The 20228-nt window shown below is 65.6% G+C and carries 18 protein-coding genes; 11 read left to right on the top strand and 7 right to left on the bottom strand.

The features are described from left to right. The first annotated feature begins 41 nt into the window (after window positions 1–41). Window positions 42–710, top strand: a complete 669-nt coding sequence (locus POM99_RS01525; RefSeq protein ID WP_277274980.1) for a lysoplasmalogenase family protein — start codon at window positions 42–44, stop codon at window positions 708–710. Here POM99_RS01525 and POM99_RS01530 read toward each other — a convergent pair. Next, window positions 697–1041, bottom strand: a complete 345-nt coding sequence (locus POM99_RS01530; RefSeq protein WP_277274982.1) for a DUF952 domain-containing protein — start codon at window positions 1039–1041, stop codon at window positions 697–699. The two genes, POM99_RS01525 and POM99_RS01530, sit on opposite strands and share 14 nt — an antisense overlap. Beyond that, complete coding sequence (gene gyrA, locus POM99_RS01535; protein WP_277274984.1) at window positions 1038–3767, bottom strand: DNA gyrase subunit A; 2730 nt, start codon at window positions 3765–3767, stop codon at window positions 1038–1040. The genes POM99_RS01530 and gyrA overlap by 4 nt, the downstream gene beginning before the upstream one ends. A 291-nt stretch (window positions 3768–4058) precedes the next feature. Here gyrA and POM99_RS01540 point away from each other — a divergent pair, with 291 nt between their 5' ends. Then, window positions 4059–5354 (top strand): hypothetical protein, encoded by a 1296-nt coding sequence (locus POM99_RS01540; RefSeq protein WP_277274985.1) that lies wholly within the window; start codon window positions 4059–4061, stop codon window positions 5352–5354. 85 nt (window positions 5355–5439) lie between these two features. Here POM99_RS01540 and POM99_RS01545 read toward each other — a convergent pair whose 3' ends face one another. Further along, window positions 5440–6093: a carbonic anhydrase gene (locus tag POM99_RS01545; RefSeq protein WP_277274986.1), complete on the bottom strand. Its 654-nt coding sequence runs from the start codon at window positions 6091–6093 to the stop codon at window positions 5440–5442. 66 nt (window positions 6094–6159) lie between these two features. Here POM99_RS01545 and lipA point away from each other — a divergent pair, with 66 nt between their 5' ends. Beyond that, window positions 6160–7104: a lipoyl synthase gene (gene lipA, locus POM99_RS01550; RefSeq protein WP_277274987.1), complete on the top strand. Its 945-nt coding sequence runs from the start codon at window positions 6160–6162 to the stop codon at window positions 7102–7104. A 4-nt stretch (window positions 7105–7108) separates the two neighbouring features. Beyond that, entirely contained in the window at window positions 7109–7570 is a 462-nt protein-coding gene (locus POM99_RS01555) for a type II toxin-antitoxin system RatA family toxin (protein WP_277274989.1), read from the top strand. Here the strand turns inward: POM99_RS01555 and POM99_RS01560 are convergent. From POM99_RS01560 to POM99_RS01570, 3 genes are read right to left on the bottom strand one after another with little or no spacing between them, the layout of a single operon-like run. Continuing rightward, the gene (locus tag POM99_RS01560) at window positions 7531–8034 is read right to left on the bottom strand and encodes a CinA family protein (RefSeq protein ID WP_277274990.1); all 504 of its coding nucleotides are present in this window, start codon (window positions 8032–8034) and stop codon (window positions 7531–7533) included. The two genes, POM99_RS01555 and POM99_RS01560, sit on opposite strands and share 40 nt — an antisense overlap. Window positions 8035–8042: 8 nt before the next feature. Next, window positions 8043–8594, bottom strand: a complete 552-nt coding sequence (locus POM99_RS01565; RefSeq protein WP_277274992.1) for a hypothetical protein — start codon at window positions 8592–8594, stop codon at window positions 8043–8045. Between the two features lie 38 nt (window positions 8595–8632). Continuing rightward, window positions 8633–9787: a bifunctional 2-C-methyl-D-erythritol 4-phosphate cytidylyltransferase/2-C-methyl-D-erythritol 2,4-cyclodiphosphate synthase gene (locus POM99_RS01570; protein WP_277274993.1), complete on the bottom strand. Its 1155-nt coding sequence runs from the start codon at window positions 9785–9787 to the stop codon at window positions 8633–8635. Window positions 9788–9862: 75 nt separating this feature from the next. Here POM99_RS01570 and dusB point away from each other — a divergent pair, with 75 nt between their 5' ends. The 7 genes from dusB to hflX all read left to right on the top strand — a co-directional run bounded on the left by dusB (window position 9863) and on the right by hflX (window position 19338). Further along, complete coding sequence (gene dusB / locus POM99_RS01575; protein ID WP_277274995.1) at window positions 9863–10894, top strand: tRNA dihydrouridine synthase DusB; 1032 nt, start codon at window positions 9863–9865, stop codon at window positions 10892–10894. A gap of 25 nt (window positions 10895–10919) precedes the next feature. Next, on the top strand, window positions 10920–12035 hold the full coding sequence (locus POM99_RS01580) for a two-component system sensor histidine kinase NtrB (protein ID WP_277274996.1): 1116 nt from the start codon (window positions 10920–10922) through the stop codon (window positions 12033–12035). After that, entirely contained in the window at window positions 12032–13465 is a 1434-nt protein-coding gene (locus POM99_RS01585; protein ID WP_277274998.1) for a sigma-54-dependent transcriptional regulator, read from the top strand. The genes POM99_RS01580 and POM99_RS01585 overlap by 4 nt, the downstream gene beginning before the upstream one ends. A 71-nt stretch (window positions 13466–13536) precedes the next feature. Continuing rightward, window positions 13537–15786 (top strand): sensor histidine kinase, encoded by a 2250-nt coding sequence (locus tag POM99_RS01590; RefSeq protein ID WP_277274999.1) that lies wholly within the window; start codon window positions 13537–13539, stop codon window positions 15784–15786. Between the two features lie 21 nt (window positions 15787–15807). Continuing rightward, on the top strand, window positions 15808–17193 hold the full coding sequence (gene ntrX / locus POM99_RS01595; protein WP_277275001.1) for a nitrogen assimilation response regulator NtrX: 1386 nt from the start codon (window positions 15808–15810) through the stop codon (window positions 17191–17193). Between the two features lie 232 nt (window positions 17194–17425). Next, entirely contained in the window at window positions 17426–17995 is a 570-nt protein-coding gene (hfq, locus tag POM99_RS01600; RefSeq protein ID WP_277275003.1) for an RNA chaperone Hfq, read from the top strand. Beyond that, window positions 17992–19338 carry a GTPase HflX gene (gene hflX / locus POM99_RS01605; protein ID WP_277275080.1) on the top strand — a complete coding sequence of 449 codons (1347 nt, stop codon included), beginning with the start codon at window positions 17992–17994 and terminating at the stop codon, window positions 19336–19338. The genes hfq and hflX overlap by 4 nt, the downstream gene beginning before the upstream one ends. A gap of 7 nt (window positions 19339–19345) precedes the next feature. Here the strand turns inward: hflX and mazG are convergent, their stop codons facing one another. Next, window positions 19346–20176: a nucleoside triphosphate pyrophosphohydrolase gene (mazG, locus tag POM99_RS01610; protein WP_277275004.1), complete on the bottom strand. Its 831-nt coding sequence runs from the start codon at window positions 20174–20176 to the stop codon at window positions 19346–19348. Window positions 20177–20228: the final 52 nt, after the last annotated feature.

Genomic DNA, 20228 nt, shown 5'->3' on the forward strand with positions numbered 1-20228 from the left:
CCGACAACCCCAAGGTGCGCGCACGAAGGGGAAGGGGGCCGATGGCTGAGCGTGGATTGATCGACAGGCGGCCGTGGCTGGTCGCCAGCCTGCTGTTCGGAATCAGTTACTGGTTCGTGGCGCAAGGCCTTGTCCTGCCGAAGCTTCCCGGCCTGTTAGTCATTGCCTGGAAAGGTGCGGGCGTCGCCCTGCTGGCCGCCTATGCCTGGGCGCACCATCCTTCGCGCGATGCGCACAAGGTGGCGCTGGTCATGGGGCTGGGAGCGATCGGGGACATGGTGCTGGAGGTGAACTTCATCGCCGGCGCGGTCGCGTTTCTGCTCGGCCACCTGATCGCGGTGTCGCTCTACCTGCGCTACCGGCGGGAAATCATGTCGCCAAGTCAAAGGCTTGCAGGTTTGGCCGTGCTCGTCGCCACGCCGTTCATCGCCTTTGCCCTGACCGGCCAGCCGACCGTGGCGCTCTACAGCGCCGCGCTTGGAGCCATGGCGGCGGCAGCGTGGACCAGCGCTTTCCCGCGCTATCGCGTCGGGCTGGGAGCGGTGCTGTTCGTGGCGTCGGACCTGCTGATCTTCGCGCGGATGGGGCCGCTGGCGGGCGACGTGCTGGCGAAGGCGCTGATCTGGCCGCTGTATTACTTCGGGCAGTTCCTGATCTGCACCGGCGCCATTTCATTCCTGCGGCGGCAGGGGCAGTTCAGGGAAGAATGACGGTCCCGTCTGCCGACCGCGTCAGCGGTTGATGCGCCTTGCACGCAGATAGCGGCAAGTCCCCGTAAACATGGGGAAAGAGCGCGCCGCCGCGGGAGACTTCCCACTTTACGGCATCGCCCAGCGCCTCAAGGTCCACCGCCACCACGTGCAGCCCGGTCTGCCCGGCGAAGTGCTTGTCCACGGTGCCGGTCACCTGATCGGCGGCGGAGAGATGAATGAAACCGTCAGCAAGGTCGACCGGGGCGCCCTGGAACAGTCCGTCACGCAGCAGGGCGTTCATCTGATCCCCGGTCAGGACCTTGTAGGCCACAGTGGGAAAGTCCTTCATTCCGAGGGACTTTCCGGCGCCTCCTGACCATCGGCCTCAGGCTCACCTTCCTCTTCGGCAAGGCGCACTGCGCTGACCACGTGTTCGCTGTCGGCCACGGTGAACAGGCGCACGCCGGCGCTGCCACGGCCGATCACGCGCAGGGTGTTCAGCGGCAGGCGGATCAGCTTGGCCTGGTCGGTCACCAGCATCAGCTGGTCGGCCTGCACCGCAGGGAAGCTGGCCACCACCGGCCCGTTGCGGCCGATGTTGTCGATGTTAGTGATGCCCTGCCCACCGCGCCCGGTGCGGCGGTATTCATAGGCCGAGGACATCTTGCCATAGCCGTTGGCGCAGACGGTGAGGATGAACTGTTCCTTTTCGGCCAGTTCGGCATAGCGTTCGGCGCTCATCGCCGGTTCGCCTTCCTTCTCCGCCTTCCACGGGGCGAAGCGGAGGTAATCCTCGCGCTCGTCCTGGTCCTTCACGCCCACGCGGTGGAGGATGGAAAGCGAGATGACCTCGTCCCCTTCCTTCAGCGTCATGCCGCGCACGCCGGTGGAGGTGCGGCTCTGGAATTCGCGCACGTCGTCCGCCGGGAAGCGGATCGCCTTGCCCTGGCGGCTCGCCAGCAGCACGTCATCGCCTTCGGAGAGCAGCGCGACGCCGATCAAGCGGTCGTCGCTGTCCTCTTCGAAGCGCATGGCGAACTTGCCGTTGCTGGGGATGTTGGCGAAGAGGTCCATCGCATTGCGGCGCACGTTGCCCTTCGCCGTGGCGAACATCACGTGCAGCTTGCTCCATTCGCCCTCATCCTCGGGCAGGGGGAGCACGGTGGCGATGGTCTCGTCCTTGTCCAGCGCGGGCAGCAGGTTCACCATCGGGCGGCCGCGGGTGGCCGGGCCGCCTTCGGGCAGGCGCCAAACCTTCAGGCGATAGACCTTGCCTGCGGTGGAGAAGAACAGCACCGGCGTGTGGGTGCTGGTGACGAACATGTTCGCCACGGCATCCTCGTCCTTGGTCGCCATGCCGCTGCGGCCCTTGCCGCCCCGGTTCTGCGCGCGGAAGGTGGAGAGCGGGGTGCGCTTGATATAGCCATCGAGGGTGATCGTCACGACCATGTCCTCGCGCTCGATCAGGTCCTCGTCGTCGATGCCATCTGCCGCCGGGGCGATGACCGAGAGGCGCGGGGTGGCGAACTGATCGCGCACCTCGATCAGTTCCTGCCGCATCACGCCATAGAGCTTCACGCGGTCGGCGAGGATCGAGAGGTATTCCTCGATAGCCTTGGCAAGGATCTCCAGCTCGCCGCCGATCTCGTCACGGCCCAGCGCCGTCAGGCGGTGCAGGCGCAGGTCGAGAATGGCGCGGACCTGGATTTCCGAGAGGCGGTAGGGCTTGCCCGAGCCGTCGTCGGCGTCGTTCTCGATCGCTTCGACCAGGCGCAGGTAGGGCGCGATCTCGCTGACCGGCCATTCGCGGGCGAGCAGGGTTTCGCGCGCGATGGAGGGATTGGCCGAGCCACGGATGATCTTCACCACCTCGTCGAGGTTGGTCACCGCTACGACGAGGCCGAGCAGGATATGGGCCCGGTCACGCGCCTTGTTCAGCTCGAACTTGGTGCGGCGGGTGATGACCTCCTCGCGGAAGCGGACGAAGGCCTCGATAATGTCCTTGAGACTGAGGATTTCCGGCCGGCCGCCACGGATGGCAAGCATGTTGGCAGGGAAATTCGACTGCGCCGGGGTGTTGCGCCACAGCTGGTTGAGCACGACTTCCGGCGTGGCATCGCGCTTAAGGTCGATGACCACGCGCACGCCTTCGCGGTTGGATTCGTCGCGAATGTCGGAAATGCCCTCGATCCGCTTGTCCTTGGCGGCCTCGGCGATCTTTTCGACCAGGCTGTTCTTGCCCACCTGGTAGGGGATGGAGGTGAGCACGATCGAGCGGCGGTCACCCCGGCCTTCCTCGATCTTGTGCTGGGCGCGCATGATGATCGAGCCACGGCCTTCGTGATAGGCCTTGCGCGCGCCGGCGCTGCCGAGGATCATCGGTGCAGTGGGGAAATCGGGGCCCGGGATGATCTGTACCAGCTCATCGATGGTGATGAGCGGGTTTTCCATATAGGCAAGGCAGCCGTCGATCACTTCGCCCAGGTTGTGCGGCGGGATGTTGGTGGCCATGCCCACCGCGATGCCGCCCGCGCCATTGACCAGCAGGTTGGGAAAGCGCGCGGGCAGGACGGATGGCTCCTGACGCGAACCATCGTAGTTGTCGGTGAAATCGACGGTATCCTTGTCGAGATCATCGAGCAGGAAGTTGGCGACGCGCGCCAGCCGCGCCTCGGTATAGCGCATCGAGGCCGGCGGATCGGGGTCCATCGAGCCGAAGTTGCCCTGGCCATCGACCAGCGGCACGCGCATCGACCAGTCCTGCGTCATGCGCGCAAGGGCGTCATAGATCGAACTGTCGCCGTGCGGGTGATAGTTGCCCATCGTGTCGCCAACGATCTTGGCGCTCTTGCGATAGGGGCGCCCGGCAACGAAGCCGCCTTCCTGGCTGGCGAAAAGAATGCGGCGATGGACCGGCTTCAGACCGTCGCGCACATCGGGCAGCGCGCGGCTGACGATCACGCTCATCGCGTAATCGAGATAGCTGGTCTTCATCTCGTCGACGATGTCGATCCGCTGGAATTCGGGTTCGCCGCCGGGGGCGGGGGGATCGATAATGGCGGTGTCGTCGCTCACGGGCGCTGCTTTTTCGCTTCAGTTATCAGGGATGAAACGGCCCTAGCCCCTTTGCTTCAGGATAGCCAGCAAGAGGGGGGCCACAGGGCGGTTTTTCCACATTTGCGACCATTTGCCTGAACGGCAGGACGAATTGCCATTCAAACGCGGTTCAGCGGTTAAAGGATAGTCCACACCCCGTTGCAAAGGGACGATTTCCGCGCCAAGCAGCGCGGCGGGTCTGAAGTGACGGAGTGGATGCGGGCGGCGATTCATGCCCCCGGGCGTCCGGCCGAACAGGAGAAGATGAAGATGCGGGGTTCTTTCGGATTTTTTGGCAAGTCGACCGTTGCGGCGCTTGCGCTGGCCACCGGCCTTGTCGCTGGCGGAACCATGATCGGCGCCGGCGTGGCCGTGGCGAAGGACGCCAAGCCCGCGAAGGTGACCAATTCGCCCGAGTTCATCAAGATTGCACAGACGCTGCAGAAGCCGGTAGCCGATGTTGCCGCAAGCAAGGACAAGGCTGCGGCGGCAGCGCTCGTGCCGCAGCTCGCAGCAGCTGAAGCTTCGGTCAAGACCGCGGCCGACCGGATCATCTTCGGTCAATGGCAGCAGCAGATCGGCGCTGCGGCTGAAGACAAGGTCCTGCAGCAGAAGGGCCTGCAGAACATGGCCGACAGCGGCCAGCTGCCGGCGGACAAGCAGGGCCTGGTAACTTACTTCCTCGGCGTGACCGCGTACCAGAACAAGGATTATCCCACGGCCGTGAAGGCGCTGGGGCCGCTCGTCGCCGCGAACTACAGTGACGATTCGGCTGCAGAGATTCTCGCCGACGCCTATGCGAGCCAGAATCAGGCTCCGCAGGCGATCGAAGCGCTGAAGGGTGCCATTGCCGCCCGCAAGGCAGCAGGCGCCGCCGTGCCCGACAGCTGGTTCAAGCGTGGCAACCTGATTGCCTACCAGAACAAGCTGGGCCCGCAGGCGATCGAGATGGCGACCATGCAGGTGGAATCGCAGCCGAACGCGCTCAACTGGCTGGGTGCCGGGCAGCTGGTCCGCGAATTCGGCAACTTCAGCAAGGAAGAATCGCTCGATCTCGGCCGCCTGTTCCTGCGCACCGGCGCGCTGGACAACGATCCGAAGTACACCGAGCGCGAATTCATCGAATACATCCAGGCCGCCGACCCGCGTCGTCTGCCCGGTGAAACCGTCAAGGTTGGCGAACTGGGCCTCGCCAAGGGTGCGCTGAAGTCGTCCGACCCGTTCGTGACCGACGCGCTGAGCCAGGCCCGCGGCCGTATCGCGGCGGACAAGGCTTCGCTGGCGGCGCTGGAAAAGGACGGCCGCGCCTCGCCCACGGGCAAGAGCGCGGTGGCCACGGCCGACGCCTACCTCTCCTATGGCGAAGCTGCCAAGGCTGAGGAAATGTACCAGATCGCGCTGCAGAAGGGCGGCATCGACGCCGACCGCGCGCTGACCCGTCTGGGCATCGCGCAGGTGGACCTTGGCAAGTATGCCGACGCCAAGGCGACTTTCGCCAAGGTGACCGGCGTGCGCGCACCGCTGGCCAAGCTGTGGAGCGTCTACGCCAGCAGCAAGGTGCAGTAAGAGCCTGCTTCCCAGGGACGGGACCAAAGGAAAGGGCGGCCCATTGCGGGGCCGCCCTTTTCGATTCTGGCAGTGGGTCCGAAGGTCAGGAAACAGGGGCAAACTCTCCGGTCGCCTCGTCCAGAAGGTGCAGCTGCCCGTCTGAGATGGCGAAGAACGCACCGCGCAGGCGCAGCTCGCCATCGCGCTCCTTGCGGCGGATGCAGGGGAAGGTGCGCAGGTTGGCAAGGCTGACCTTCACGCCTTCCAGCTCCATCGCCCGCTCCGCCTCGCGCCCATGCGTGCCATATTGCGCGGCGACCGGCTTGCGCGCCTCGTCCAGCAGCGACATCCAGTTGGATATGAAGCCGCCTTCGCCGGGCTCTGCATCCTTCAGGTCCTGCGTCAGTGCCGCCTTGCAGCCGCCGCACATGCCGTGGCCCATGACGACGATTTCCTTCACCTTCAGCACCTGCACCGCAAATTCCAGTGCGGCCGAAACGCCGTGGTGGCCGGGATTGGTCTCGAACGGGGGGACCATCGCCGCCACGTTGCGCACCACGAACATCTCCCCCGGGTCAGTGTCGAAAATCTCGGCCGGGTCCACGCGGCTGTCGGAACAGGCGATGATCATCACCTGCGGCTCCTGCCCCTCGCGCAGTTCCTTCCAGCGCTCGAGACGGGGCGTCCAGCCGTGGTGGCGGAAGCGGCGGTAGCCGGTGATCAGGTGATCGAGCTCGGGAGAAGGGGTGTCTGTCATGAGTCGCCTAGTGAAGTGGAACTTTGGGTCTTTCAAGTGCGCGGCGATAAGCCTATCTGCACCGCCATGACCGATCTCGCCAACGCTCCGTCCCCGCAACCGGGTCCCGAACGCCAGCGCAAGCCCGACTGGATCCGCGTGAAAGCGCCGACCAGCAAGGGTTATGGGGAAACGCGCCAGCTGATGCGCGACCTGAAGCTGAACACGGTGTGCGAGGAAGCGGCCTGTCCGAACATCGGCGAATGCTGGACCAAGAAGCACGCCACGGTGATGATCCTGGGCGATGTGTGCACCCGCGCCTGCGCGTTCTGCAACGTGAAGACCGGGATGCCCCGCGCCGTGGACGCCAGCGAACCCGGCCACGTGGCCGAGGCGGCCGCGAAGATGGGGCTGGAGCACATCGTGATCACCTCGGTGGACCGCGACGACCTGCCCGATGGCGGCGCGGGGCAGTTCGTGAAGGTGATCCGCGCGCTGCGCGAGCAGACGCCGAACACCACCATCGAGATCCTGACCCCCGATTTCCGCGGCAAGATGCAGGCGGCGGTGGCGGCCATCGTGGAAGCGGGGCCGGATGTGTACAATCACAACCTTGAAACCGTGCCCCGGCTCTATCCCACCATCCGCCCTGGCGCGCGCTATTATGCCTCGCTGCGCCTGCTGGAAGAGGTGAAGGCCCACAATCCGCTGGTCTTCACCAAGAGCGGGATCATGCTGGGACTGGGCGAGGAGCGGCTTGAGGTGCACCAGGTGATGGACGACATGCGCAGCGCGCAGATCGATTTCCTGACCATGGGCCAATACCTGCAGCCCACGCCCAAACATGCCAAGGTGATCGAATTCGTGACGCCCAAGGCCTTCGACGCCTATGGCGCGATCGCCCGGGCCAAAGGCTTTCTGCAGGTGGCGGCAAGCCCGCTGACCCGGTCGAGCTATCACGCGGGCGAAGACTTTGCCCAGATGCGCGCCGCGCGCGAGGCGAAGCTCGCCAAGGCGGCGCAGAGAGGCTGAGCCGGTGCCACATATCGCCGAAACCCGGCGGCTGAAGTGGTCGCCCGAACAGATGTTCGATCTTGTGGCCGACGTGAAGCGCTATGCCGAGTTCCTGCCCTGGGTGGTGGCCACGCGCATCAAGTCCGAGAGCGAGCACGAGATGGTTGCCGACATGATGGTGGGCTTCAACGCGCTGCGCGAGAAGTTCACATCGCGTGTGAAGAAGGACCGCCCGCGCGAGATCGTGGTGGAATACCTCGACGGACCGATGAAGAGCCTGTCGAACTCGTGGACATTCGCCCCCGATGGCGAGGGCGGCTGCACGATCGATTTCTGCGTGGATTTCACCTTCCGCAACGCCATCTTCGAAAAGCTGGCGGGCCAGTATCTCGACCGCGCCTTCCGCAAGATGGTGACCGCGTTCGAAACCCGAGCCGAGCGGCTTTACGGCAGCAGCAGTTCCAGCGCGCAGATCGTCGCCTGACGGCGCACTTCGCCGCGGGTCTTGGCGGTTTCGAAGAACTTCATTTCGGCATTGACCGCCTGCGGATCCTCGCCGCGCTCCGCCCGGGCGAAGACCACGGTGCCGACCGGCTTGTTGTCCGATCCGCCGTCAGGGCCGGCCACGCCGGTGATCGCCACGGCCACGTCGGCGTTGGAATGGCGCAAGGCACCCTGCGCCATCGACCATGCAACGGCCACGGATACCGCGCCGAACGTGTCGATCACGTCTTCAGACACACCCAGCAGTTCATGCTTGGCGGCATTGGAATAGGTGACGAAGCCGCGATCGAGCACGGCCGAGCTTCCCGCCACCTCGGTCAACGCCGCGGCGACCAGCCCACCCGTGCAGCTTTCCGCAACGGCAACGGTGCGTCCGGCCTGCGCGTTCTCGGCAATAACCTTGCGCGCGAGTTCGACAATCTCTGAAGGAAGGAGGGTATCCATCTGGTTTTTCAGCTCTTTGCCGCGCAGATCGGCAGCTTGGATTTGGCCGGTGCGGCGCCGGGCTTGGGCTTTTCCGCCATCACGATCACGAACGAGATCAGCTCTGCCGTGTTTTCCGGCGGCAGGGGGGAAAGCAGGCGGACCGCCCGTTCGATCGCTACACACTGATCGGGTTTCACCCCATCCGCCACGATCTGGCCCACGATCCCTTCGGCAAAGGGCTGCAGCGCGCTGTCAGGCAGGCGGCTGACCATCTGGCCCATCTTTTCGTCGCCCTTGCCCAGCTTCATCAGCGCTCCACGGGCGCTCGGCCATGCGGACTGCTTGCGCGCGGCATAGCTCTGGACCAGGCTCGGTCCCTTGGTCGCGAACCAGCCGCTGGGCGAAAGCGAAGGCTGGCAGGCCTTCATCACCGATTCCATCGCCACCGGCAGCGTAAAGGTGATCACACTGTTCAGCTCTTCCTCGGTGAGGCAGGCGGACTGCTGCGCATGCGCCACGTTGCCTGCCAGCAAGGATGCGGCAGCCAGTGTTCCGGCAATCAGCGAGTGTAGGCGCATCCTGTCGATCCTTCGTTTCTCGGCCTTGGAAGCCCGTATCACGCGGCGGTGACCGTGGCGACTGCCTGCGCCGCGATACCTTCGCCGCGGCCCGTTGTTCCCAACCGTTCCGTGGTTGTCGCCTTCACCGAGACGAGGGCGATGTCAATTCCGAGAATCTCGGCAAGGCGTGCCCTCATTTCCAACTTGTGCGGCCCGATCTTCGGCGCTTCGCAGATGATGGTCACGTCCACGTTGGCGATGGCATGGCCGGATTGGCCGACCAGATGCGCCGCATGGGCGAGGAACCTGTCGGACGAGGCACCCAACCATTGCGGGTCGCTTGGCGGAAAATGATCGCCGATGTCACCCGCCGCAATCGCGCCGAGCAGCGCATCGACCAGCGCATGGATGGCCACATCGGCGTCGCTGTGGCCGGAAAGCCCCTTGGCATGGGGGATCTGAACCCCGCAAAGCCAGAGTTCCTCACCCTCAACCAGACGGTGCACGTCGAATCCCATGCCGGTGCGCACGGTCATTGCTCTCTCCTGGAAATCGCTGGCGAACGTCACCTTGCGCAACCGCTCGTCACCCTGGACCAGCGCCACCGCCAGCCCGGCCGCTTCGGCCACGGCGGCGTCGTCCCCGGCGTCGGTCGCGCCCGGCCACGCGCGGTGGGCGGCCAGGATCGCCGGATAGCGGAAGGCCTGCGGGGTCTGCACGCGATAAAGTCCATCGCGATCGACGAACGCGCCGCGCAGGCCCTGCGCCCCGCGCACCACGCTGTCCACCACCGGCAGGACCGGGATCGCGCCGGGCTGCGTCTCCAGCGCAGCCAGCAGCGCTTCGATCACTGCGCAGGGCAGATCAGGCCGCGCGGCATCGTGGATCAGCACGTGATCGGGCGCGTCGCCTGCCATCGCCTCAAGTGCAAGGCGCACCGAATCCTGCCGCGTTGCCCCGCCATGGGTGAACCTGACCGCAGCAATGCCGGACGTTGCGGCTTCGGCCTCAGCCTCCCAGCCTGCGGGAATCGCGATCACGATAGGGGCGACGCCCGCGGCTGCCAGCGCTTCCACACAATGGCGCAACAGCGGCTTTCCCCGCCACGGCGCGAACTGCTTGGGCACCGATCCGCCCGCGCGCAGGCCCTTGCCCGCGGCAACGACGACAGCAGCGACCGAGGCGCCGGAAGCGGGAAGGGGGGCGTTCATCTGAGCCGCCCCTTACAGAACTTGCCCCATGCCGTGCAATCGACTAAGCGCGTGCCTGTTTTTTAGGCAGCGATGATGACCGAGACGCCCGTTCCCCCGCAGCTGAAGCCCATCCACGTCGGCCCGGTCCAGGTGGATTGCCCGGTCGTGCTCGCGCCGATGACCGGCGTTTCCGACCTGCCGTTCCGCACCATGGTCCGCCGCTTCGGCTCGGGCCTGAACGTGACCGAGATGATCGCCAGCCCGGCTGCGATCCGTGAAACGCGCCAGTCGATCCAGAAGGCGGCGTGGCATCCGATGGAAGAGCCCGTTTCCATGCAGCTGGTAGGCTGCGAACCGGCGCAGATGGCGGAAGCCGCGAAGCTGGTGGAACAGCAGGGCGCCGCGATCATCGACATCAACATGGGCTGCCCGGTGCGCAAGGTGGTGAACGGCGATGCCGGCTCCGCGCTGATGCGCCAGATCCCGCTCGCCACCGCGCTGATCGAGGCGACGGTGAAGGCGGTGAAGGTGCCCGTCACGGTCAAGATGCGCATGGGCTGGTGCCATGACAGCCTGAACGCGCCCGAACTGGCGCGGATTGCGCAGGATATCGGCGCCCGCATGATCACCGTCCACGGCCGCACCCGCAACCAGATGTACAAGGGCAGCGCCGACTGGGCCTTCGTGCGCAAGGTGAAGGAAGCGGTGGACGTGCCGGTGATCGTCAATGGCGACATCTGCACGATCGAGGACGTGGCCGCCGCCGTGGAGCAGAGCGGGGCCGACGGCGTGATGATCGGCCGCGGCGCCTATGGCAAGCCGTGGCTGCTGGGACAGGTGATGCACTGGCTGGCCACGGGCGAGCGCCTGCCCGAACCCACGATCCGCGAACAGTATGCCCTGATCGTGGAGCATTATCACCAGATGCTCGAGCATTATGGCGCGGTTACCGGGGTCAACATGGCGCGCAAGCATCTGGGCTGGTACACCAAGGGCCTGCCCGGATCGGCCGAGTTCAGGAACCGCGTGAACTTCATCGACGACGCCAAGGCGGTGCTCGCCAGCCTGGAGGAATTCTACGGTCGCTTCGGCGACGAGGTCGTTGAACGGCGTGAGGCTGCGTGAGGCCTGATTGCCTGGAGACGGGCCGGTGAGCGGACCCGGCGACTGGCGCAAGGGCGATGCGGGCCGGCCCGATCCCAAGCGCATGATCGCCAGCCTGCCGCTTGCCGTGTTCCTGCTGGCCCCCGATCTCACCATCGCCTCGGTCAATCCCGCGGCCGAACAGGTGGTGGGGCAGGGTGCGCGGCGGCTTCAAGGCAAGGGGGTGGAGGAGATCTTCATCTTCGACGAACCGCTGATCTTCAATCGGCTGCAGGAACCCGACGCACAGCTTTTCGCGCGGGATACGCCGGTGCGCATCCTCGGGGCGCCGGCGCGGCGGCTTGACGTGATGACTGCGCCGGTCACGCATTGTCCGGGCTGGCGCATGCTGGTGCTGCACGAACCCGTGGGGGTGGAAGCGCTTTCGGGCGATGGCAGCGGCGCCGGTGCGGGCGAGGGCGTGGCCCTGCGTGCACCCGAAGTGCTGGCGCACGAGATCAAGAACCCGCTTGCCGGCATCCGCGGGGCAGCCCAGCTGCTCGATCGCAAGCTGGGCGAGGCGGACCGCGCGCTGACCGGCCTGATCACCACCGAGGTGGATCGCATCGCCAAACTGATCGACCAGATGCAGTCGCTTTCCCGCCGCAGCACCGAGCCGGCGCTGGAATGCAACCTGCACGAAGCGGTGCGCCACGCGCAGGCGATCGTCGCAGCGGGGCATCCCGGCACCTTTGCCATCGAGGAAGAGTTCGATCCCTCGCTGCCCCCGGTGCTCGCCAATCCCGATGCGCTGGTGCAGGTGCTGCTCAACCTGATGACCAACGCGCGTGAGGCCTGCGCCGGCCAGCCTGCGCCGCGCATTGCCGTGCGGACGCGCTTCGCCAGCGGCATCCAGCTGCATGCCGGGCCGGGCGGCAAGCCGCTGCGCCTGCCGATCGAGGTGCGCGTGTCGGACAACGGGCCGGGCATCGACCCTGCGCTGCGCGATCATATCTTCGAACCCTTCGTCACCGCCAAGAAGAGCGGGCAGGGCCTTGGCCTCGCGCTGGTGCAGAAGCTGGTGCGCGAGATGAACGGGCGCGTGACCCATGATCGCGACCAAGCCAAGGGCTGGACCCATTTCCGCCTCCATCTGCCCGTTGCCGGATCGGTGAAGCCATGAAGCAGTCCATCCTCCTTGTCGAAGACGATGCGTCCATCGCCATCGTCATCACCGCCGCGCTCGAGGCCGAGGGCTTCAAGGTGGACCGTTGCGAATCCATTGCCGGGCGAGACCGGTTGCTGGCGGGCGGCACGTATGGCCTGATGCTGACCGACGTGATGCTGACCGATGGCGACGGCATCGAGACGCTGGGCCGCGTGCGCGACCAGTTCCCGCGCATGGCGGTGATCATCCTTTCGGCGCAGAATACGCTCGATACCGCCGTCCGCGCCAGCGACACCGGCGCGTTCGAGTATTTCCCCAAGCCTTTCGACCTGGAAGAGCTGGTGCGCACCGTGCGCCAGGCGATCGGTTCGGCCGGGAATGCCGAGCAGGCCGATGAGCCCGACGAGGTGGCGCAGGGTCTGCCGCTGGTGGGCCGCAGCGCGGCAATGCAGGCGGTCTATCGCATGATCACCCGCGTGCTGCGCAATGACCTGACCGTGCTGATCCTGGGCGAAAGCGGCACCGGCAAGGAGCTGGTGGCCGAAGCGATCCACCAACTGGGCAAGCGCGCCAGTGGCCCCTTCATCGCCGTCAACACTGCCGCCATCCCCGCCGAGCTGATCGAGAGCGAGCTGTTCGGGCACGAGAAGGGCGCGTTCACCGGCGCCCATGCCCGCCACATCGGCAAGTTCGAACAGGCTGCGGGCGGCACGCTTTTCCTCGATGAAATCGGCGACATGCCGATGCAGGCGCAGACCCGGCTGCTGCGCGCGCTGCAATCGGGCAAGATCCGCCGCGTGGGTGGCACCGAGGAGATCACGCTCGACTGCCGCATCGTTGCCGCCACCAATCGCGACCTGCTGCCGATGATCGCCTCCGGCCAGTTCCGCGAAGACCTTTACTACCGCATTGCCGTGGTGCCGATCGAGCTGCCGCCCCTGCGCGAACGCGCCGACGACATCGAGGCGCTGAGCCGTCACTTCCTGTCCCGCGCCGCCGCAGAGGGCCTGCCTCGCCGCCAGCTTTCGCAGGCCGGTGCCGAATTGCTCGCCCGCCAGCCGTGGCGCGGCAACGTGCGCGAACTGCGCAACTTCATCTACCGCCTTGCCCTGCTGGCGCGCGAGGAAGTTATCGACGCCGCCACCATCGAGCCCCTGCTTTCGGGCGATGCGGCACAGGCCCGTGCGGCCGACGCGGCAGTAGCGATGCCCGCCACTTTCGCCGCCGCGCTCGATGCCTGGCTGGCCGATGCCGCGCCACCTGCGGGGCAATTGTACGACAGTGCGCTCGCCGCATTCGAACGCCCCCTGTTCCTTCATGCCCTGTCGCGCACCGGCGGCAACCAGCTGCGCGCGGCGCAACTGCTTGGCATCAACCGCAACACCCTGCGCAAGCGCTTGGTGGAGTTGGACATTCATCCCGAAGACGCCACCGTGCGCGCCTGATCCGCCTCAGAGGGCAGGGTAGCCGGATTCCCCTTGCATTGCTGCAACAGAGGTGTTGTAGTTCAGCAACTATGGCTGATCGCGGCAAAGGCAGGCAAAGGCGCGTTCCACGCTGGTGGCGGCGGTTGCTTGTCGGCCTGCGCCGGGCCAACGTGTTCCTGTTGCTGGAGATCGCCTCCGCTCTCAGCCTCGCACTGATGCTCTGGGTCAGCTGGGTGGCCGTATCGGCCAACAGCGCGTCGAACAAGCTGCTGCCCGCACAACTCAGCTCCACCCTGCTGATCGGCACGCTGGTGCCCGCCCTTGGCCTGATCGTGCTCGGCGGCCGCCGCGCCGCGCTCCGCCGCGCTTCGAAAGGCGTGCTCGGTTCCAGCGGTCGGCTCCATGTCCGCCTCGTCTGGCTGTTCTCGCTGATCGCGGCCATCCCCACGCTGCTGGTGGTGATCTTCGCCTCCCTGTTGTTCCAGTCGGGCGTGGAGTTCTGGTTCTCCGACAATTCGCGCGGCATGCTGGAGAACGCCAACAACCTGGCGCGCGGCTACTATGCGGACAAGTTGCGCGATGTCGGCAATGAAAGTGTCGCCATGGCGGGGGACCTGCGCGACTATCTGGGGCAGGCCCCTATCACCAGCCAGGATTTCGCCGAGGGCTATTCCTGGCAGGTGATCAACCGCAAGCTCAACGAATCCGCGATCATCGAACGGGGCGCGGATGGCACCCTGCGCACCGCCGCCATCGTCGATCCCAATTCGAACAACGAACGCCAGCGCGTAACCCCGGACGAGCTCAAGCGCCTCGATGCGGGTGAGCCGGTGGTGGTCAGCGCATCGGCCGAACGGATCGAGGCGGTCACTTCGGTCGATCGCAGCCGGGGAATCTTCCTGTATGTCGCCCGCAATTCCGATGCGCTGGCGCTCAACCAGTGGAAGCGCGCGCAGACCGTGCTCGGTGCCTATGACGTGCTCACCCGCCGCGCCCGCGCCCTGCAGCTGCGCTTCAACCTGGCGCTGTTCGGCATCAGCCTCGCCCTGGTGGCACTGGCAGTGTGGGTGGCGCTGCGCTTTGCCGATCGGCAGGTGGCCCCTCTGGTCGAGCTCGTCTCCGCCGCGCGCAATGTCGGCAGCGGAAACTTCGCCATGCGCGTGGCGCAGGGCTCCGGCACGGATGAAGTGGGCCTGCTAGCCCGCGCCTTCAACCGCATGACTTCGCAGCTCGAAGGGCAGACCCGCGCGCTGGTCAGCGCCAATGCCCAGATCGAGGAACGCCGCGCCTTTATCGAGGCGGTGCTGGAATCGATCACCGCCGGCATCCTTTCGGTCGATCGGCACGGCTGCATCCGACTCGCCAACAGCTCGGCGCAGAAGCTGCTGCGCGAAAAGGGCGAGGGCAGCGTGATCGATCAGCCGCTGGCCGGAGTGGCGCCGCAGTTCGCGCAACTGGTTGCGGAAGGCGACGCCTCCGGCCTCGTCCACTATGCCCGCGCCGGAGACCTGCGCACGCTGGCGGTGAAGATCGCGGCAGACGCGAATGGCCACGTGATCACTTTCGAGGACATCACCCGCCAGCTGCTCGATCAGCGCCGCGCCGCCTGGTCCGACGTCGCCCGCCGCATCGCGCACGAGATCAAGAACCCGCTCACCCCCATCCAGCTCGCCACCGAGCGGCTCAAGCGACGCTACCGCCGCCAGATCGAGACCGACCCCGAACTGTTCGAGGAGCTGACCGCCACCATCATCCGCCAGGTGGGGGACCTCAGGAAGATGGTTGACGAGTTTTCCTCCTTCGCCCGCCTGCCCAAGCCGGTGTTCCGCGCCGAAGACGCCAGCGATCTCGTGCGCCAGGCCCTGTTCCTTCAGGAGGTCGCCCACGCCCAGATCGGCTTCAGCTTCACCGGCGAAACCGTCGTGCCGATCCAGGCCGATCGCCACCAGTTCGGCCAGGCGATGACCAACGTGCTGAAAAACGCGGTGGAGGCGGTGGAGCAGCGCGCCAAGGGCGAGGATATCGATTTCAAGGGCCGCATCGCCGTTGCGCTTGAAAGCGACCGCAGCAGCGTCACCGTGACGGTGGTGGACAACGGCATCGGCCTGCCCGCCGAACGCGACCGCATTCTCGAACCCTATATGACCACGCGCGAGAAAGGCACCGGCCTCGGCCTCGCGATCGTCAACAAGATCGTCGAAGAGCACGGCGGCGAAATGGCCTTCGCCTCCGAACCTTCCGGCGGCACCCGCGTAACGATGCGCTTCGCGAGGGATCCCCTTGCAGACCCCGAAATCGAATCCGCCGATCTATCCAGCCCGGCGGCCCCTGACCTTTGATGACCCGAAAGAAGTGAAGCGATGGCACTCGACATCCTGATCGTCGACGATGAACGCGATATCCGCGAACTCGTGGCGGGCGTCCTCAGCGACGAAGGCTATGGCTGCCGGCTTGCCGCAGACAGCACCTCCGCGCTCGCCGCGATCGATGAACGCCGCCCCAGCCTGGTCCTGCTCGATGTCTGGCTTCATGGCTCGCCGATGGACGGGCTGGAGGTTCTCGACGAGATCAAGAAGCGCGAGCCCGAACTGCCGGTGATCATCTTCTCGGGCCACGGGTCTATCGATACGGCCGTTTCCGCGATCAGTCGCGGCGCGATGGACTTCATTGAAAAGCCGTTCGAGGCCGAGCGCCTGCTGCTGCTGGTGGAACGCGCCACCGAGACCGAACGCCTGCGCCGCGAGAACGCACGCCTGCGCCAGGGCTTTTCCATGGCGGACGAATTCACCGGCAATTCCAGCGCGATCAACACCGTGCGCGCCACGTTGAAGCGCGTTGCCAACACCGGCAGCCGCCTGCTCATCACCGGCCCGGCGGGCGCGGGCAAGGAAGTGGCCGCGCGCCTGCTCCATTCGTGGAGCCCGCGCGCGCAGAACGCCTTCGTCACGGTCAATTCCGCACGGATCACGCCCGAGCGGTTTGAACAGGAACTGTTCGGCGAAGAGGCGGACGGCAAGCTGGTGCGCGCTGGCCTGCTCGAAATGGCCGATGGCGGCACGCTGTTCCTTGACGAGGTGGCCGATATGCCGCCCTCCAGCCAGGCCCGCATCCTGCGTGTGCTGACCGAACAGGCCTTCGTCCGCGTTGGCGGGCACCGCCAGCTCAGGGTCGATGTGCGAGTCGTCTCCTCCACCTCGCGCCCCCTGGAGCGCGAGATCGAGGAGCGCCGCTTCCGCGAGGATCTTTATTACCGGCTCAATGTGGTGCCAGTGAACATCCCCTCGTTGACGGACCGGCGCGAGGACATCCCGGCACTCGTCGATCACTTCTTCGCACGTTACGCCAGCGAACAGGGCATTGCCCCGCCCGGCATTTCGGCCGAGGCGATGGCTGCGCTGCAGAGTTATGACTGGCCGGGCAACGTTCGCCAGTTGCGTAACGTTGTGGAGCGCACGGTCATCCTGGCCCCGCGCGATCGGTTGACCCGCATCGATCCCGACATGCTGCCGTCCGAAATCGTCAGCACCCAGCTGGGTGGCGAAACCGGCGGATCGGCGTTGATGGGGGTGCCGTTGCGCGAAGCGCGGGAGAACTTCGAACGCGAATATCTGAAGGTCCAGATTCGCCGGTTTTCCGGCAATATCTCCAAGACCGCCAGCTTCATCGGCATGGAGCGCTCGGCCCTGCACCGCAAATTAAAGCTGCTCGGCATGGTCGACCGGCGCGAGGACGAGGACGTAGAGTAACGGCAAGACCGGCAATCAGGTCACTGTAACGTAACGGATTTCTCGCCATAACGGCATCGATTGCCAAAAAGGACAGGAACGAGCCCCCACAAACCCGGTTTACGCGGCGGGGATCGGGCAATACACATGGCATCGAACCCGGCTGAAAGGGTCACCTACCGGAATCGGCAGGCGAATCCTGAGGCCAGATCGCGACGGACCAAAGTCCGCGCCAATACAAAGGAGTCTAGAAATGACCGGACGGACACTCTCCGCACGCCCTCGTGCCACCAAGCCGGAGGCGGAGAAGACCGAAGCTGCACCCGCGCCCGCTGTTGGCGGCGCCAAGGGGCAGAACCTCCAGGACGTGTTCCTGAACCACCTGCGCAAGAACAAGATCCCTGTCACCATGTTCCTGGTGAAGGGCGTGAAGCTCCAGGGCATCGTCACCTGGTTCGACAATTTCTCGATCCTGCTGCGCCGCGATGGCCAGTCGCAACTGGTTTACAAGCACGCGATCAGCACGATCATGCCGGGGCAGCAGCTTTCCGTCGCCCATTTCCAGGGCGGGAATGATGAAAACGGCAAGAAGCGCCTGCTGCAGGAAGTGTTCCTGTCCAGCGTGCGCGATGCCGGTGTCCAGGTCACCATGTTCCTCGTCAACGGCGTGATGCTGCAGGGCAAGGTCGCGGCTTACGATCTTTTCTGCATGCTGCTGGAACGCGAAGGCTATGTGCAGCTTGCCTACAAGCATGCCGTGTCGACCATCCAGCCCGCTGGCCATGTCGACCTCAGCGGCGATTGGGAAGGCGAAACAACCTGAGCACGTTCGAATTTGGGCGCAACGCGGAAGACCTCAAGGGTGAGGTCAGCCGCGGTGCGCGTGCCGTCGTCGTCCTCCCCGATATTCGCCAGCGTGGCGGGTTGGGAGAGGATGCCGAGGCGCGTCTTGAAGAAGGGCAGGGGCTTGCCCGCGCCATCGGGATCGAAGTTGTCGACGCCTTCATCCTGCCCATCCGCCAGGTTCGCCCCGGCACGCTGTTTGGGGAAGGGCAGGTGGACCGGATCGAGAACGCCTGCCTGCTTGCCGATGCGGAACTGGTCATCGTCGATGGCGCGCTCTCCGCGATCCAGCAGCGCAACCTGGAAGACAGGCTGAAACGCAAGGTCATCGACCGTACCGGCCTGATCCTCGAAATCTTCGGGGAGCGCGCCGCCACGGCCGAAGGGCGCCTGCAGGTCGAACTCGCGCATCTCGATTACCAGGCCGGTCGCCTGGTGCGTTCCTGGACACACTTGGAACGCCAGCGCGGTGGTTTCGGCTTCCTCGGCGGGCCGGGTGAAACCCAGATCGAGGCGGACCGCCGTCTGATCCGCAACCGGATGGCGGGCATTCGGCGCGAACTGGAAAAAGTGCGCCGCACGCGCGGCCTCCACCGCGAACGGCGCCAACGCGCGCCGTGGCCGATCGTGGCCCTCGTTGGTTATACCAACGCGGGAAAATCCACCCTTTTCAATCGCCTGACCGGGGCTGACGTCATGGCGGAAGACCTGCTCTTCGCCACGCTCGATCCCACCATGCGCGCCATTCGCCTGCCGGGCGTGGACAAGGCAATCCTGTCTGACACCGTCGGCTTCATTTCCGACCTGCCCACCCAGCTCGTCGCCGCCTTCCGCGCCACGCTGGAAGAGGTGACGGCAGCCGACGTCATCGTCCACGTGCGCGACATCTCAAATCCCGCCACCGCGCAGCAGAAGCGGCAGGTGGAAGACATCCTCGCCGATCTCGGCGTGCTGGGAGAGGAGGGGGCCTCGGTCCCGATCATCGAGGCCTGGAACAAGTGGGACCTGCTCAGCCCCGATGAGCGCGCCCTGCGTCGCGATCTGATCGCGCACGACGTGCCCGATCGTGCCGTGGTGCCGATCTCGGCGATGACCGGGGAAGGGACGGCCGACCTGCTTGACCTGCTGGGCGATCTCCTCACCGGTGGAGCGCAGGTTCTGGAACTGACCGTGCCGATGACCGACGGGCAGAAGCTGGCCTGGCTGCATGCCCATGGCGAGGTGCTGGCCGAGCACGAATTGCAGACCGAGGGTGGAGTGCCCGCCACGCGGATGAAGGTGCGGCTGACACCGCGTGAGCTGGGGCGTTTCACCCGGCTTTGACCCGGCCTCAGTCGCCCTCAGTCGACTTCAACCCCGTCTCAGTCGTTTTCAACCCCCTCTCAACCGCCTTCACTTCCTGCCAGAGCGCCTCCTGCTGATCCAGGGTGAGCGAGGCGAACTGGCCGGCGGCGAGGGCCTCCATCCCTTTGAATCTACGCTCGAATTTTGCGTTGGCGATGCGCAGCGCCTCTTCGGGCGCAACCCCGTGCGCGCGCACCACATTCACCGCCGAGAACAGCAAGTCCCCGGCTTCATTGACTTTTTCATCCGGAGAAGCCGCTTCCTCCAGCTCGGCCAGTTCCTCCGCCAGCTTGGCCGCAGGACCGGCGGTGTCGGGCCAGTTGAAGCCGACACGGGCGGCCCGTTTCTGCAGCTTTTCCGCGCGCATCAGCGCCGGCAGGGCATTGGCGACGCCGTCCAGGGCGCTCTTGGCTCCCTTGGCCGCGCGCTCGTCCGCCTTGGCCTTTTCCCAGCGATCTTCGCGACTTAGGCCTGTTTCCTCGGAATCGCCGAAGATGTGCGGATGGCGCGCTTCCATCTTGGCGCAGATCGCCTCGGCCACGTCTTCGAACCGGAAATGTCCTGCTTCTTCAGCCATTTGTGCATGAAAAACCACCTGCAGGAGCAGGTCGCCCAGTTCCTCGCGCAGCGCGGCCATGTCGCCACGCTCGATCGCGTCCGCAACTTCATACGCTTCTTCAATGGTATAGGGGGCGATCGTGGCGAAATCCTGCGCGCGATCCCAGTCACAGCCACGCTCGGGATCGCGCAGCCGCGCCATGATGGCCAGCAGCCGCTGCATCTGGGGAAGCTGCGTTAGGGAGGTGGCGGAAGTCATGACGGAGCGCCTTCGACCTTGGATGGATAATATAGATTATGATAAATGAGGT

The sequence above is a fragment of the Novosphingobium cyanobacteriorum genome (assembly GCF_029436685.1).
GTDB classification, from domain to species: domain Bacteria; phylum Pseudomonadota; class Alphaproteobacteria; order Sphingomonadales; family Sphingomonadaceae; genus Novosphingobium; species Novosphingobium cyanobacteriorum.

Bases quoted from the DNA above. Each gene is read 5' to 3' on its own strand.
- POM99_RS01525 (WP_277274980.1), top strand. From the start codon at position 42: ATGGCTGAGCGTGGATTGATCGACAGGCGGCCGTGGCTGGTCGCCAGC.
- ntrX (WP_277275001.1), top strand. From the start codon at position 15,808: ATGGCACTCGACATCCTGATCGTCGACGATGAACGCGATATCCGCGAA.
- dusB (WP_277274995.1), top strand. From the start codon at position 9,863: ATGACCGAGACGCCCGTTCCCCCGCAGCTGAAGCCCATCCACGTCGGC.
- POM99_RS01545 (WP_277274986.1), bottom strand. From the start codon at position 6,093: ATGACAGACACCCCTTCTCCCGAGCTCGATCACCTGATCACCGGCTAC.
- POM99_RS01560 (WP_277274990.1), bottom strand. From the start codon at position 8,034: ATGGATACCCTCCTTCCTTCAGAGATTGTCGAACTCGCGCGCAAGGTT.
- POM99_RS01565 (WP_277274992.1), bottom strand. From the start codon at position 8,594: ATGCGCCTACACTCGCTGATTGCCGGAACACTGGCTGCCGCATCCTTG.
- POM99_RS01540 (WP_277274985.1), top strand. From the start codon at position 4,059: ATGCGGGGTTCTTTCGGATTTTTTGGCAAGTCGACCGTTGCGGCGCTT.
- POM99_RS01570 (WP_277274993.1), bottom strand. From the start codon at position 9,787: ATGAACGCCCCCCTTCCCGCTTCCGGCGCCTCGGTCGCTGCTGTCGTC.
- lipA (WP_277274987.1), top strand. From the start codon at position 6,160: ATGACCGATCTCGCCAACGCTCCGTCCCCGCAACCGGGTCCCGAACGC.
- mazG (WP_277275004.1), bottom strand. From the start codon at position 20,176: ATGACTTCCGCCACCTCCCTAACGCAGCTTCCCCAGATGCAGCGGCTG.
- POM99_RS01530 (WP_277274982.1), bottom strand. From the start codon at position 1,041: ATGAAGGACTTTCCCACTGTGGCCTACAAGGTCCTGACCGGGGATCAG.
- hfq (WP_277275003.1), top strand. From the start codon at position 17,426: ATGACCGGACGGACACTCTCCGCACGCCCTCGTGCCACCAAGCCGGAG.
- POM99_RS01590 (WP_277274999.1), top strand. From the start codon at position 13,537: ATGGCTGATCGCGGCAAAGGCAGGCAAAGGCGCGTTCCACGCTGGTGG.
- POM99_RS01585 (WP_277274998.1), top strand. From the start codon at position 12,032: ATGAAGCAGTCCATCCTCCTTGTCGAAGACGATGCGTCCATCGCCATC.